This is a genomic window from Pantoea sp. B270 (assembly GCF_018726825.1).
In the GTDB taxonomy this organism is placed as follows: Bacteria; Pseudomonadota; Gammaproteobacteria; order Enterobacterales; family Enterobacteriaceae; genus Pantoea; species Pantoea dispersa.
Genome location: NZ_JAHCSX010000001.1, coordinates 2472292 through 2485381, shown reverse-complemented (window position 1 = coordinate 2485381; position 13090 = coordinate 2472292). Strand labels below are relative to the sequence as shown.

General features: G+C 57.1%; 14 protein-coding genes. 4 read left to right on the top strand and 10 right to left on the bottom strand.

What is annotated here, in order from left to right; genetic code table 11:
- Positions 1 to 28 precede the first annotated feature (28 nt).
- On the bottom strand, positions 29 to 802 hold the full coding sequence (locus KOL70_RS11915) for a DeoR/GlpR family DNA-binding transcription regulator (protein ID WP_215480699.1): 774 nt from the start codon (positions 800 to 802) through the stop codon (positions 29 to 31).
- Positions 803 to 975: 173 nt separating this feature from the next.
- On the opposite strand from KOL70_RS11915, the gene KOL70_RS11910 reads away from it, so the two are divergent.
- Positions 976 to 2316 carry an aspartate aminotransferase family protein gene (locus KOL70_RS11910; RefSeq protein ID WP_058758150.1) on the top strand — a complete coding sequence of 447 codons (1341 nt, stop codon included), beginning with the start codon at positions 976 to 978 and terminating at the stop codon, positions 2314 to 2316.
- Between the two features lie 92 nt (positions 2317 to 2408).
- Here the strand turns inward: KOL70_RS11910 and alsE are convergent, their stop codons facing one another.
- The 4 genes from alsE to KOL70_RS11890 are packed head-to-tail and all read right to left on the bottom strand — an operon-like array spanning position 2409 to position 5163.
- Positions 2409 to 3089 (bottom strand): D-allulose 6-phosphate 3-epimerase, encoded by a 681-nt coding sequence (gene alsE, locus KOL70_RS11905; RefSeq protein ID WP_215480698.1) that lies wholly within the window; start codon positions 3087 to 3089, stop codon positions 2409 to 2411.
- Between the two features lie 49 nt (positions 3090 to 3138).
- Complete coding sequence (locus KOL70_RS11900) at positions 3139 to 4401, bottom strand: PTS ascorbate transporter subunit IIC (RefSeq protein ID WP_058758148.1); 1263 nt, start codon at positions 4399 to 4401, stop codon at positions 3139 to 3141.
- A 35-nt stretch (positions 4402 to 4436) separates the two neighbouring features.
- Positions 4437 to 4703, bottom strand: coding sequence for a PTS sugar transporter subunit IIB (locus KOL70_RS11895; RefSeq protein WP_215480697.1), 267 nt, complete (start codon positions 4701 to 4703; stop codon positions 4437 to 4439).
- A gap of 19 nt (positions 4704 to 4722) precedes the next feature.
- A complete protein-coding gene (locus KOL70_RS11890; protein ID WP_021506847.1) occupies positions 4723 to 5163 on the bottom strand; it encodes a PTS sugar transporter subunit IIA in 441 nt (146 codons plus the stop codon).
- A 312-nt stretch (positions 5164 to 5475) separates the two neighbouring features.
- On the opposite strand from KOL70_RS11890, the gene KOL70_RS11885 reads away from it, so the two are divergent.
- The 3 genes from KOL70_RS11885 (at position 5476) to KOL70_RS11875 (ending at position 8417) form a co-directional block, all read left to right on the top strand.
- Complete coding sequence (locus tag KOL70_RS11885; RefSeq protein WP_104094286.1) at positions 5476 to 6501, top strand: LacI family DNA-binding transcriptional regulator; 1026 nt, start codon at positions 5476 to 5478, stop codon at positions 6499 to 6501.
- A gap of 158 nt (positions 6502 to 6659) precedes the next feature.
- On the top strand, positions 6660 to 7277 hold the full coding sequence (sodA, locus tag KOL70_RS11880; RefSeq protein ID WP_021506845.1) for a superoxide dismutase [Mn]: 618 nt from the start codon (positions 6660 to 6662) through the stop codon (positions 7275 to 7277).
- Positions 7278 to 7454: 177 nt separating this feature from the next.
- The gene (locus KOL70_RS11875; RefSeq protein ID WP_132466969.1) at positions 7455 to 8417 is read left to right on the top strand and encodes a VirK/YbjX family protein; all 963 of its coding nucleotides are present in this window, start codon (positions 7455 to 7457) and stop codon (positions 8415 to 8417) included.
- Positions 8418 to 8423: 6 nt separating this feature from the next.
- Here KOL70_RS11875 and KOL70_RS11870 read toward each other — a convergent pair whose 3' ends face one another.
- The 5 genes from KOL70_RS11870 to cytR form a co-directional block, all read right to left on the bottom strand.
- Complete coding sequence (locus KOL70_RS11870; RefSeq protein WP_215480696.1) at positions 8424 to 8786, bottom strand: YibL family ribosome-associated protein; 363 nt, start codon at positions 8784 to 8786, stop codon at positions 8424 to 8426.
- Between the two features lie 149 nt (positions 8787 to 8935).
- Entirely contained in the window at positions 8936 to 10270 is a 1335-nt protein-coding gene (hslU, locus tag KOL70_RS11865; RefSeq protein WP_021506842.1) for an HslU--HslV peptidase ATPase subunit, read from the bottom strand.
- A gap of 11 nt (positions 10271 to 10281) precedes the next feature.
- Positions 10282 to 10812 (bottom strand): ATP-dependent protease subunit HslV, encoded by a 531-nt coding sequence (gene hslV / locus KOL70_RS11860; protein ID WP_125310719.1) that lies wholly within the window; start codon positions 10810 to 10812, stop codon positions 10282 to 10284.
- A gap of 142 nt (positions 10813 to 10954) precedes the next feature.
- On the bottom strand, positions 10955 to 11854 hold the full coding sequence (ftsN, locus tag KOL70_RS11855; RefSeq protein WP_215480695.1) for a cell division protein FtsN: 900 nt from the start codon (positions 11852 to 11854) through the stop codon (positions 10955 to 10957).
- Positions 11855 to 12007: 153 nt separating this feature from the next.
- The gene (cytR, locus tag KOL70_RS11850) at positions 12008 to 13087 is read right to left on the bottom strand and encodes a DNA-binding transcriptional regulator CytR (protein WP_370445720.1); all 1080 of its coding nucleotides are present in this window, start codon (positions 13085 to 13087) and stop codon (positions 12008 to 12010) included.
- Positions 13088 to 13090 lie beyond the last annotated feature (3 nt).

The window sequence follows — 13090 nt, the reverse complement described above, 5'->3', positions numbered from 1 at the left end:
GTACGGTGACCGTGCATCGGGCAGTTCCTTACACCACCTGCACCGCTAACGCCTGCTGCAGAGCGCTGAGCGCACCGGGCTTTGCCGCGCCGCCGTCGCAAATCAACAGATCGATATCGCCGACAGGGGCGTACTGGGTACGGCTGATCACGCCGAGTTTGCTGTGATCCGCCAGCAGCAGGGTGCAGCTGGCCTGCTGTACCATGGCGTGCGCGATGGCGGCTTCATGCGGATGGAAGCTGCTGGCGCCGTTTCGGGCATCGATGCCGACCGGTGACAGCAGCGCCACGTCGGCGCGATATCGATAAATTTCCCCCACCGTCATTTCTCCCCGCGTCTGCTGCGCGCCGGCCATCATCATGCCGCCCAGCAGCAGCACCTGGTTATTCAGGGTTTCATGCTCTTCGGCCGCGCTGAGCGCCAGTGCCGCCTGCAGACTGTTGGTGATGATGGTCAGGCCGGACATGGTGCGCAGCTCTTCAGCCAGCAGCGTGGTGGTGGTGCCGGCATCGAGGAACAGCGTCTGGCCGGGCTGCAGATGTTGTACCGCCGCGGCGGCAATCGCGCGTTTCTCTCTGGCCTGTGCGTTACGGCGCACCTGCAGCGGTGGCTCCGGCGGGCTCTCCAGCGCCACCAGACCGCCATGTACGCGGCGCGCCAGCCCCTGCGCCTCAAGCGAAATGATATCGCGCCGTGCCGTTTCCCGTGAAATGCCCAGCTCTTTGATGATGCGTTCAGTGCTGAGCTGATGTTGCGTGCTCAGCAGCGCGCGGATGCGATGTAAACGGGTTTCCTGCAGCATGACGTTTCCCTGTGGCAGAGCGAAGCTGGGCCTAAGCTTACCTGAGTGTCATCGTGGCGTCATGTGTATTTGGTTGTATTTGTGTATTTGGTTGCATTTTTCACTAAAGCAGGCATGATGTTCGCAGAGATCAGGCTGCAAACACCCCTTTCACCTTCGCAACGGGAGTTACCATGGTTACACGTTCCACCATCATGGATACCAACAGTTTTCGCGCCGAACACGCCGACGCGCTGGATCCGGCCACCCGCACTCTGACGGACAAGCGCAGCAAAGTGCTGGGCGAATCGTATCGTCTGTTTTATCGCAAGCCGGTGCATCTGGTGCGCGGCGAAGGGCAGTATTTGTGGGATGCGGCGGGTAACAAATATCTGGATGTGTATAACAATGTGGCGAGCATCGGCCACTGCCATCCGGCGGTCATTGAGGCGGTGAATCAGCAGATGAAGATGCTGAACACGCACACGCGTTATTTGCACGAGCGCATTCTTGACTACAGCGAAGCGTTGCTGGCGACCACGCCGGAAGCCATCGACCGCGCCATGTATATGTGTACCGGCTCAGAAGCCAACGATTTGGCGATTCGCGTGGCGCGCGCCTGGAGCGGCGGCACCGGCATTATTGTCTCGCAGGAGGCGTACCACGGTACCAGTGATTTGACCTCTGGCGCGTCACCGGCGCTGGGTAGCGGTCAGCCGCTGGCCGCGACCACCCGTCTGGTGCCACCGCCGGATGCTTATCGAGTCGATGCGCCCGACCTCGGGGCATGGTTCGCCGATCAGATTCAGCAGCAGATTGATGACATGAAAGCGCACGGCATTAAATTCGCCGGTTTCCTCGCCGACTCGATCTTCTCCTCCGACGGCGTGCTGCCTAATCCGCGCGGATTCCTGCAGCAAGCGGTAGATGTGGTGCATGCTAACGGCGGCATTTTTATCGCTGATGAAGTGCAGCCCGGCTTTGCCCGTACTGGCGATGCCTTCTGGGGCTTTGCCCGTCACGGCGTGGTGCCGGATGTGGTCACCACCGGTAAGCCGATGGGCAACGGTATTCCGGTTTCCGGCCTGCTGGCGAAAAGCGACGTGCTGGCCGCGTTCAGCGACGAGATCCCTTATTTCAATACTTTCGGCGGCAACCCGGTGGCGATGGCCGCTGCGCAGGCGGTGCTGACGGTGATCCAGGAAGAGGGGCTGCAGGAGCATAGCCGCGTGGTCGGCGCCCAGCTGCTGGCGGAGCTGCAGAAGCTGATGGATCGCCATGACTGCATTGGTGATGTGCGCGGTGCCGGGCTGTTTATCGGGTTTGAGCTGGTGCAGGATCGCAGCAGTAAGACGCCGGACAAAGCGCTGGCGCTGGATTTGATCGAGAAGCTGCGCGATCACCATGTGCTGACGTCGGTGGCCGGGCCGTACGGCAACGTGCTGAAACTGCGTCCGCCGCTGGCGTTCCAGAGCGGTGATATCGACTGGCTGGTGGGAGCACTGGATAAGTCGCTGACGGAGCTGGGGCGTTAATTATTCAGATATCAGGTCGCCATGAATGGCGACCCTTCAGCATAATGTGCCAGACGCGCGTTGATGCGCATCTGGCAGGGCGTGAAAGGACATCACGCTGCGGCAGTTTCCTGGGCAAAAATCTGCTCCATCTTCTGCCACGCCTGTGCCACATCATCATCGAGATTGAACAGGCCGGAGGTGCCGACAATAAACACGTCGACGCCCGAGGCGGCAATCTGCTTAAAGGTGCGCGCATTGCACGACCCATCGATTTCGGTCAGATAGTGATAACCGTGCGTTTCCCGCATAGCGATCAGCTGGCGAATTTTGTTCAGCGTTTCCGGAATAAATTTCTGCCCGGCGAAGCCGGGATCGACCGACATCACCGTCACTTTATCCAGCAGATGCGCATATTCACGAATGCTGTCGGCTGGCGTAGCCGGATTCAGCACCACGCCGCAGCGACGGCCAGCCTCTTTAATTTGCGTCAGCAGGCGAAAAATTTTGTTATTCGCCGTCTCCGGATGGAAACTGATAATATCCGCACCGGCATCAATGCATATCGGAATAATATCTTCCGGGTGGTTCACCATTAAATGCACATCAATCGGCACATCGGTAATTTTACGCAGGTTCTCAATAAAGAACGGCGACAGCGTAATATTCTTAACATAGCTGCCATCCATAATATCGACATGATAGAACGAGGCGCTGGCGTTCATCGCTTCGATCTGCTCGCGGAAGCGGGTCAAATCCATGCACATCAGGGACGGTGAAAAGCGGGCGTTCATGCTGATTTCCTCATTACGCAAACAGCGCCCGCAGGCGCTGTCTGTGACATCAATGGAAGAACGAAATAATGTGGCCGAGCACAATGCCGACGATACCGAAGTCCGCATCACCAAAGGTGGTGGACGCGAAGCCAAGGTCACCCATCAGCGGCAGCAGAATGGCGGGCAGGAAGGAGATCAGCAGCCCCTGGACAAAGGAACCGATGATGGCACCGCGCCGTCCGCCGGTGATGTTGCCGTAGACGCCAGCGGTCGCGCCGCAGAAGAAGTGCGGCACCAGGCCCGGCACAATCACGCTCAGACCGAACAGCGGGCACAGGAACATGCTGATCAGCCCGGCGGCGAAGCTGCACAGGAAGCCGATGATTACGGCGTTCGGCGCGAACGGGAAGACCGTCGGACAATCCAGCGCCGGTTTTGCGTTCGGCACCAGTTTATCGGCGATGCCTTTGAACGCCGGGACGATCTCGGCAATCACCATGCGTACACCGGCAAGAATGATGTAAACACCCGCAGCAAAGGTGATTGACTGGATAATGGCAAAGACGATGAAGTTCTGACCGCCGCTCACCTGGCTTTCGGTAAACTCTTTACCGGCGACCAGCACCAGCGCGACAAACAGAATCATCATGGTCAGCGAAATTGCCACGGACGAGTCGCGCAGGAAGTTGAGGGTTTTCGGTACTTTCAGCTCTTCAATTGATGGGCTGCCTTTGCCCACCGCTTTGCCGACCAGCGCCGACAGCAGGTAGCCGGTGGAGCCAAAGTGGCCCAGCGCCAGGTCGTCCGAGTTGGTGATTTTGCGGGTGAACGGCTGCAGAATCGCCGGACATACCACCATCATGGTGCCGAGAATCAGCGAGCCGATCAGCACCAGCCAGAAGCCGTGCACGCCGCCCACCGACAGGATCACTGCCAGCATGGCCGACATATACAGCGTATGGTGCCCGGTCAGGAAGATGTATTTCAGCGGCGTGATGCGCGCCAGCACAATATTCACCAGCATACCGAACACCATGATCATCGCGGTTTCGGTACCGTAGTTTTTCTGTGCCAGCGCGGCCATTGCATCAGTATTCGGCACTACGCCCTGAATATTGAACGAGTGCTCGAATAGCTGGCTGAAGATGGTCAGGGTGGCCGCAATTAAGTTGGCCCCGGCGATAAGAATAACAAAACCCATGATGGTTTTTAGCGTACCGGAAATCACATCGGATACCGGTTTCTTTTGCAGTAATAAACCAATCAGGGAAAAAAGGCCGACAAGTATAGCGGGTGTTCCAAGAACATCCTTAATTATAAACTGCAGCATAAATTACTCCGTGTGAGTAAATTTCGTCGGGTCAATTACAGGTTGTCGGCGAGAATTTCTTTGATTCTGGCGTTATCCAGTAAATTGCTCAGGCCAAATACCTGTGCGCAGTGGCTCGACAGCTGGTCAGCGATATCTTTAGCGCTGATGATAATATCGGCCTGCTCAGATTTGGCAGAGGTTAAATCGGTATGACCCACTTCAGCCTCTTTACCCAGCTCCTTAATAATTTTCTTCACGTTCATTTCCACAATGAAGCTGCTGCCTAAACCGTTTCCACACACAATCAGTACTTTTTTCATTTTCAGGTTTCTCTGGTGATTAATCTTTAATGACAGCTTCAATCGCTGGCAGGGTCGATGCCGACAGCAACTGCTGCAGGCGGGATTCGTCGCTGAACACCTCAGCCAGCGCGGTGATCATCTGAATATGATCGTCGCCAGACAGGGCGCACAGCATAATAACGACAAATACCGGGTCGTTTTCATCGGCGGCAAAATTCACGCCTTGTTTTACATGCAGCAGCGACAGGCCGTTTTTGCGCGCACCCTGTTCCGGACGCGCATGCGGCATCGCCAGACCCGGCGCCAGCACATAATAGGGACCCAGCTCAGCATGCGAGGTAAAGATCGCATCCAGATAAGCCGGGGTAATTGCCCCCTCCGCCAGCAGCGGCTCGGCCGATAAACGCACCGCTTCCTGCCAGTCGCTAACGTCGTCTATTACCCGGATATGTTGCGGTGTCAGCCATTGAGTGAGCATCAGTAATTCCTGTTTATTCGTCGATGCGGTGCACTGTAGGTGATTTTATCGCCTGGGTTCTGTGATGTTGCTCGCAAAAGTTAGCGCTAACACGAATGATGTTAAAAAATGTGTTAGCGATAACATTTTTGCGCGCGCGGTTTGTCACGCTGAGGCCGGGGTGACATGCTCAGGCCAGCGAAAATCACGCAGCCAATGAGACATGCCCGATTCTGTGGTTTTTAACATGGCACCAATTTGCTTTTGGTTTTAAGCTGCGTGCGGATAAATCGAGCGCTACCCGGAACCAGTAGGGTAGAGACAGGAGAACGCATGACAGAAAAACGACGGCGCAGTACCGGCAAAAGTACGCTGGCCGATGTTGCCCGTTTGGTCGGTGTCAGCGCCATGACGGCGTCGCGCGCTTTGCGTATGCCGGAGAAAGTGTCGCCCGAAATTCGCGCAAGGATCGACGCGGCCGTCGCGGAACTGGCCTATGTGCCCAACGTGCAGGCGCGTAACCTGGCGTCAGCCTCGTCGCGGCTGATCACCATGGTGGTACCATCTTTTGCGACGCCGGGCAGCGCGATTGTGTCAGAGGCGCTGCAGGAGGTGCTGCGGCCGCAGGGCTATAACATGATGCTGGCCGAAGCCAATCATTCGGCGGCGGAGGAGAGCGAGCTGATCGAGATGCTGCTCTCTTACAACCCGGCCGCGATGGTGCACTTCAATTTCGACAATGCCGCCGAAGCGCAGCGCCTGCTGAGCAACTCCGGCCTGCCGGTGATGGACATCGGCGGCGTGCATCAGGATTCTGCCGGCATCAGCATCGGCGTGGACTATGCGAAAGCCATTCGCCAGCTGGTAAACAGCCTGGTGGAGCGCGGCTATCGCTATCCCGGCCTGCTGTGTACACAAACGCACAGCACTATTTTCCGTCAGTTGCTCAATGGCTGGCACAGCGGGATGCTGGCGCTGAATCTGGCACCGCACCGCGTGGTGACCTCACCGAAAATGCCCACCTTTGCCGCCGGCCACAGCCTGCTGGCAGAGATCCGTCTCACCTGGCCGGAACTGGACGTCCTGATCTGTACCAGCGATGAAGTGGCGTGCGGCGCCATCATGGCCTGTCACGCAGCCGGCGTCTCGGTGCCCAGCCAGCTGGCGATTGCCAGCATCGGCGGTGGCCCGCTGGCGGCGGTATGTTCGCCGCCGCTGACCAGCATTGTGCTGCCGTACGAGGAGATGGGGCGCATGGCCGGTAAACGCCTGCTGGCGGCGCTCAACGGCGACGAGCCGCCTGCCATCAATGAGCTGCCGGTGCAGCTTAAGGTGCGCGCCAGTACGCATAAGGTGTAGCCGTGTGTGCGCACCTTTTGCCAGATTGATCAAATCCTTATCATTACTAAGGCATTGATAACCCTTTTCCGGATCATGATTTTAACTATAATGATCCGACTGCTTATGCGGCACACCAGCAAGGTTGTGCTGCCAAACACTAAATGGAGAGGAAGAACATGAGTTATTCACTGCCATCCCTGCCGTACGCCTACGACGCACTGGAACCGCACTTCGACAAGCAGACGATGGAAATCCATCACACTAAACATCACCAGACCTACGTTAACAACGCCAACGCGGCGCTGGAAGGTACCGAATTCGCAAATCTGCCGGTTGATGAACTGATCACCAAACTGGATCAGCTGCCAGCAGACAAAAAAGGCCCACTGCGTAACAACGCTGGCGGCCACGCTAACCACAGCCTGTTCTGGAAAGGCCTGAAAACCGGCACCACGCTGCAGGGCGACCTGAAAGCGGCAATCGAAAAAGATTTCGGTAGCGTTGAGAAATTCCAGGAAGAGTTCGAGAAAGCGGCTGCGACCCGTTTTGGCTCTGGCTGGGCGTGGCTGGTGAAAAAAGGCGACAAGCTGGCGGTCGTTTCAACCGCTAACCAGGACAACCCACTGATGGGCGAAGCCATCGCTGGCGTGTCTGGTTTCCCAATCATCGGTCTGGATGTGTGGGAGCACGCTTACTATCTGAAGTATCAGAACAAGCGCCCTGACTACATCAAAGCGTTCTGGAACGTGGTGAACTGGGACGAAGCAGCGGCACGTTTCGCCTCGGCAAAATAAGTTCTGGCTTACGCTATGTGAATAACCGGTGCCTGCGTGCACCGGTTTTTTTATCACCATCCTAAACCGCAGCTCAACAAACTCCACGTCATGACCAGGCTAAAGTGGTTATTAACGCGCCGTTGATAATTTGGGGCATACAGTAGCCTTCAGTTATCTCGCGACGTAAAAATAATCATGTCTATTATTACACATTCTGAGCCGGACTCCGTTTCGTCGGCCGCGCTGTTTATACCTTTAGTCAGTGGAAAGCTGCGGCCAAATAAGCTGTGGAATAGCCAGCAATTTCGCCTGAAATTTGCCTTAAGGTCAGCGGTATTTCCACTGACCACTTTTAATTATCTCCATCAGCTGGCCAAACTCTCTTTTCTGCCGCAGCTGTTAAGCAGCCAGGGCTTACTGCCGGCTAAGCCGCATCGTCCCTATTTGCGCGCTGGTTTCAGCGTGGCGCAGCGTGCGCAGGCGATTCTCGATCATTATCAATTGATGGATAAGCTGGCGAATAATCAGCTGCGCCAGTTGCTGCTGAGCCCGACTGGTAATCTCCTTGCCCGTTTCGACGGCAAAAACGAGGAGCAGTTTGCGATTTATTGCTGCTCCGGCCATTACGACCGGGAAGGGGAAATTACGCTGCTGCTTAATTATCAGGACATGACGCTGGCCTCGCTGTCATTCTCTATTATTCAGGAGCAGCAGCAGCGCACGCTATTAATTGGGGGCTTGCAGGGGCCGCGGAAACATATTTCCAGTGACGTTATTCGCGATGCCACCAAAGCCGCGCACGGCGTATTTCCTAAGCGTCTGCTGATGGAAGCGGTATTTATTCTGGCGGCACAGTGCGGCGTACAGGCCATTACCGCCGTCGGCGATACCACCCATGTTTTCCGCAGCCTGCGCTACCGTCATAGCAAAGGTGATAAGTTCTTTGCCAGCTATAGCGAGTTCTGGCTGTCACTGGGCGGGGAAATGCGGGGTGATGAGCTGTTTACGCTGCCGCTGAGCATGGCTCGTAAAGATCTGGAAGAGATTGCCAGCAAGAAGCGCGCGGAGTATCGCCGCCGCTATGCCTTGCTGGATACGCTGGCGCAGCAGGTGCTGCAGGCTGCCGGGGCAGAACGCGACGTGGCCCACGCCGCGTAACGGCAATCAGAACGGCTGCTTCGCGTAGCCGGTCATCACCTTCAGCCCCATCTCACGTCCCAGCGCGGTCATCGGGTGTACCACTACCAGGCCGCGCACGCTTTTCTTCAGCGCGCCCATGTTCGCCTGCTCTTTTTTGGTGATTTCACGGCTGAACGGCAGCTTTTTCAGCTGCTGGGCTTCTTTGCTCAGCTTCTCTTCGCGCACGTTGCGCAGACGCTCAATTTCCTGCACCAGCGTCTCTTTCTCTTTCAGCAGCGCGCCAAGCTTTTCGGCATCGCCCGCTTCAAGCAGCTGCGGTTCTTTGCGATTCAGCGCGTCCAGCTGGTCGCTGAAACGTTTAATCTCGGCTTTTTCTTGTTCTTTCATTGGGAAAACTCATTAAGGAAAACAGGCAAAGGATACATCAAATCCGCCCGCTTTTGCAGCGCAGCGACAACAGAGGCAACGGGATAATCGGGTGCAGCGCGGCGGGCGGGCAAAAAAATACCCAGCGCAAGGCTGGGTATTGACTGGAATTACAGAATGAAGCGGCTGAGATCTTCGTCGGCCACCAGTTCATCCAGATGCTGACCAACATATTCGGCATCGATGGTGATCGATTCGCCGTGGCGATCGCTGGCGTCGTAGGAGATATCTTCCATCAGACGCTCCAGCACGGTGTGCAGACGACGTGCACCGATGTTCTCGGTGGTTTCGTTCACCTGCCACGCCGCTTCGGCGATGCGACGGATGCCGTCTTCGGTGAATTCAACGTTAACGCCTTCGGTGCCCATCAGCGCTTTGTACTGTACGGTCACGGACGCGTTCGGCTCGGTCAGGATGCGTTCGAAATCATTGACCGTCAGCGCCTGCAGCTCAACGCGAATCGGCAGACGACCCTGCAGCTCCGGAATCAGATCCGACGGGCTGGCCACCTGGAACGCACCGGAGGCGATAAACAGGATATGGTCGGTTTTAACCATGCCGTGTTTAGTGGACACGGTGCAGCCTTCCACCAGCGGCAGCAGATCGCGCTGTACGCCTTCACGTGACACATCCGGGCCCGACGACTGGCCGCCGCGCTTACAGATTTTGTCGATTTCGTCGATGAACACGATACCGTGCTGTTCAACCGCGTCGATGGCGTCCTGCTTCAGCTCTTCCGGATTCACCAGCTTGGCCGCTTCTTCTTCAATCAGCAGCTTCATCGCATCTTTGATTTTCAGCTTACGCGGTTTCTGCTTCTGGCCGCCGAGGTTCTGGAACATCGACTGCAGCTGGCTGGTCATCTCTTCCATGCCCGGAGGCGCCATGATTTCAACGCCCATCGGCGCAGCAGCCAGATCGATCTCAATCTCTTTGTCATCCAGCTGGCCTTCGCGCAGTTTTTTGCGGAACGACTGGCGGGCAGCGGACGGCTCAGCGCTCTGCTCCGGCTGGCCCCAGTTGTTTTTCGCTGGCGGGATCAGCACATCCAGAATGCGATCTTCTGCCATCTCTTCGGCGCGATATTTGTTTTTCTCGATCGCCTGGCTGCGCACCATCTTGATGGCGGAGTCCGTCAGATCGCGAATAATCGAATCCACTTCTTTCCCGACATAGCCGACTTCGGTGAATTTAGTGGCTTCAACTTTGATGAATGGCGCATTGGCCAGCTTCGCCAGACGGCGGGCGATTTCGGTTTTACCGACGCCGGTCGGGCCGATCATCAGGATGTTTTTTGGGGTCACTTCATGGCGCAGCTCTTCGTCAAGCTGCATGCGGCGCCAGCGGTTACGCAGCGCAATGGCGACCGCTTTTTTGGCGCCGTCCTGGCCGATGATGAAGCGGTTAAGCTCGCTGACAATCTCGCGTGGAGTCATCTCAGACATGGTTTTGGTCCTTACGCCTTAGACGGTAATTCTTCGAAGTTAATGTTGTGGTTGGTGTAGATGCAGATATCACCGGCGATATTCAGCGCTTTGGCTACGATATCGTGCGCACCCATCTCCGTGTTCTCCAGCAGCGCGCGGGCGGCTGCCTGGGCGTAAGGCCCGCCGGAACCGATGGCAATCAGGTCATTTTCCGGCTGAATCACGTCACCGTTACCGCTGATGATCAGCGAGGAGTTCTCATCGGCAACCGCCAGCAGCGCTTCAAGGCGGCGCAGCATCCGGTCAGTACGCCAGTCTTTCGCCAGTTCGACCGCGGCTTTCACCAGATGGCCCTGATGCATCTCCAGTTTGCGTTCGAACAGTTCAAACAGGGTAAAGGCATCTGCGGTGCCGCCAGCAAAGCCCGCGATCACTTTGTCGTTGTAAAGACGACGCACCTTTTTAACATTGCCTTTCATTACGGTATTGCCGAGCGTCGCCTGGCCATCACCGCCGATCACGACCCGGCCGTTGCGTCGTACACTTACTATTGTTGTCACGGGCAGACCCCTTGTTGCAGTGGAAAAAAGACACCGCGCAGCGGGCGCGGCGTATCATGCAACCAGATATGGGGTAATCCTGTGGGGTTTCAACCCCCGGCAATATCTGATGCTGCAAATTGCCGGGGGCGAGCAGGGAGGGTTAAGGCAGGGCGAGCGGGATACAGCTGCTGTGGCCGGAGCTGTGCAGGCGCTTCACGGTGCTGTCTGCGCTGCTGCGGTCTTTAAACGGCCCAATCACCACGCGATTCCAGCCGCCGCCAGTCGTGATGCGGCTTTCGAAACCTTCAAACGCCAGACCGGCGCGTACCGATTCCGCCTGATCGGTGCCTTTAAACGAGCCACACTGCACCATCCAGCGCTGGGTGCTCGCTTTCTCTTCCTTTTTGGCTTTGGCGCTCTCCTGCGGCTTCGCCGGCTCGCGAGTGATCGGTGCGGCCTGCTGCTGCTGCTGGCGTGCCGCCTGCTGCTGCAATTCCTGCTGGCGTTGCTGCTGCAACTGTTGCTGACGCTGCTGCTGTAACTGCTGCTGCTGACGCTGCAACTGCTGTTGTTGCTGTTGTGCCTGCTGCTGACGCTGCAGCGTTTGCTGGCGCTGAGCCGGGGTTTGTTCGTTCCACGGCACTTCATTCAGCTGGGTCGGCTGCTGGCGCATATCGGCCTGCATCTGCTCCAGCAGCTGACGCTGTTCGTCGGTCAGCTGGGTTTGCGACTTGATTTCGCCACCGGCAGACGGCTCGGTGGGCGACGGCACGGTCACCTGACGATTTTCCAGCTCTTTGATGTACTTCCAGCGCTCTTCCGGCTTCGGCGGCAGGCCATTACCGTTGGCTTTATGATTCGGAATCACCGGTGTTTCTTCTTTTTTGTGATGCGAGATGAACCATAAACCACCGGCAAAGGTCACCAGCACTGCCACGGCCAGTACTATCATCAGCTTTGAAGTGCCGGAGCCGCCTTTGCTTTTCTTGCTGCGGCCTGCGGGTTTTTTGCGACGCGTCCCTGTTGAACGCCCGCGGCCTACGTAATCTCTCTGTGCCACTTTCGTTCTGATACCCTTCAAAAAAATGCCACTGGGCGTGTAAATGGGGTGTTAATTTTGCCCGGCAAGGAATGCGTCATGTTACTCAAGGGCTGGAACTTTGACCAGCACAGTCTGCCTTCAGAATCTGCTGAAAATGCAGGGTTCCCGCATTCATTTTTCGCGTTTTGCTGCCGGTGCAGTACTGCCGCGGACGCGGAGTTCGGCGTCGAGCAGGCGTGAACCGTTGTTGACCCGTTTGCCCTGCAGCTCATCCAGCAGCAGCAGCATCGCTTCGCGGCCAATGGCAAAACGCGGCTGTGCCACGGTGGTCAGGGGCGGATCGTAGTATTGCGCCAGCTCGATATCATCGAAGCCGACCACCGACAGATCCTGCGGAATACGCATTCCCAGCTTACGCGCCTGGTTCATCGCGCCCAGCGCCATCAGATCGCTATGGCAGAACAGGGCTTTCGGCGGCTGCGGCAGGCTCATCAGCTGCTTCAGCGCGCTGGCACCGGCTTCAAAGGTAAAGTCGCCGTGCACAATCAGCGTGGGATCGATGGCGATATTGCTGCGGCGCAGCGCCTGGATGTAGCCCTGCAACCGATACTGGCTGAGCGGGATATGTTCCGGTCCGGTGATGCAGGCGATCTGCCGATGGCCCAGCTGTAACAGGTGATTCACCGCTTCAAAGGCCGCGGTCAGGTTATCGATATGCACCGTGGGCAGCGCCATCTCCGGCGCGAACTCGTTGCCCATCACCATGGGCGGCAGATTACGCTGATCTTCAATGCCGGCGTCAAACGGCAGCTGCGAACCCAGCAGTACCATGCCGTCAATCTGGCGCGTCAGCATCAGGTTAAGGAAGGTTTTCTCCTGCTGATCCTGATGCGCGCAGTCACCAATCAGCACCAGATAGCCTTCCTGCGCGGCGGTCACTTCCACGCCACGGATAATCTCGCTGAAGAAAGGGTCACAGATGTCCGGCACAATCACCAGAATGGTTTGCGTGTCGCCGCGTTTGGCGTTGCGCGCCAGACCGTGCGGCGCATAGCCGACCGCCTGCACCGCCTGTTCCACTTTCTGCCGGGTCGCGGCGGAGACTTTTTCCGGATTCATCAGCGCGCGCGAAACCGTGGCGGTGGAGACGCCAGCCTGCTCGGCCACATCTTTCATGGTGGCTGCCGATGAGGGTTGCTTCTGATCCAACGTTAACTCCTGACGCGGTACAGCGCATAGATATTCACACATAGC

Bases quoted from the DNA above. Each gene is read 5' to 3' on its own strand.
- KOL70_RS11870 (WP_215480696.1), bottom strand. From the start codon at position 8,786: ATGAAAGAACAAGAAAAAGCCGAGATTAAACGTTTCAGCGACCAGCTG.
- KOL70_RS11875 (WP_132466969.1), top strand. From the start codon at position 7,455: ATGTCTATTATTACACATTCTGAGCCGGACTCCGTTTCGTCGGCCGCG.
- cytR (WP_370445720.1), bottom strand. From the start codon at position 13,087: ATGTGTGAATATCTATGCGCTGTACCGCGTCAGGAGTTAACGTTGGAT.
- hslU (WP_021506842.1), bottom strand. From the start codon at position 10,270: ATGTCTGAGATGACTCCACGCGAGATTGTCAGCGAGCTTAACCGCTTC.
- KOL70_RS11900 (WP_058758148.1), bottom strand. From the start codon at position 4,401: ATGCTGCAGTTTATAATTAAGGATGTTCTTGGAACACCCGCTATACTT.
- KOL70_RS11915 (WP_215480699.1), bottom strand. From the start codon at position 802: ATGCTGCAGGAAACCCGTTTACATCGCATCCGCGCGCTGCTGAGCACG.
- sodA (WP_021506845.1), top strand. From the start codon at position 6,660: ATGAGTTATTCACTGCCATCCCTGCCGTACGCCTACGACGCACTGGAA.
- alsE (WP_215480698.1), bottom strand. From the start codon at position 3,089: ATGAACGCCCGCTTTTCACCGTCCCTGATGTGCATGGATTTGACCCGC.
- KOL70_RS11895 (WP_215480697.1), bottom strand. From the start codon at position 4,703: ATGAAAAAAGTACTGATTGTGTGTGGAAACGGTTTAGGCAGCAGCTTC.
- KOL70_RS11885 (WP_104094286.1), top strand. From the start codon at position 5,476: ATGACAGAAAAACGACGGCGCAGTACCGGCAAAAGTACGCTGGCCGAT.
- KOL70_RS11910 (WP_058758150.1), top strand. From the start codon at position 976: ATGGTTACACGTTCCACCATCATGGATACCAACAGTTTTCGCGCCGAA.
- KOL70_RS11890 (WP_021506847.1), bottom strand. From the start codon at position 5,163: ATGCTCACTCAATGGCTGACACCGCAACATATCCGGGTAATAGACGAC.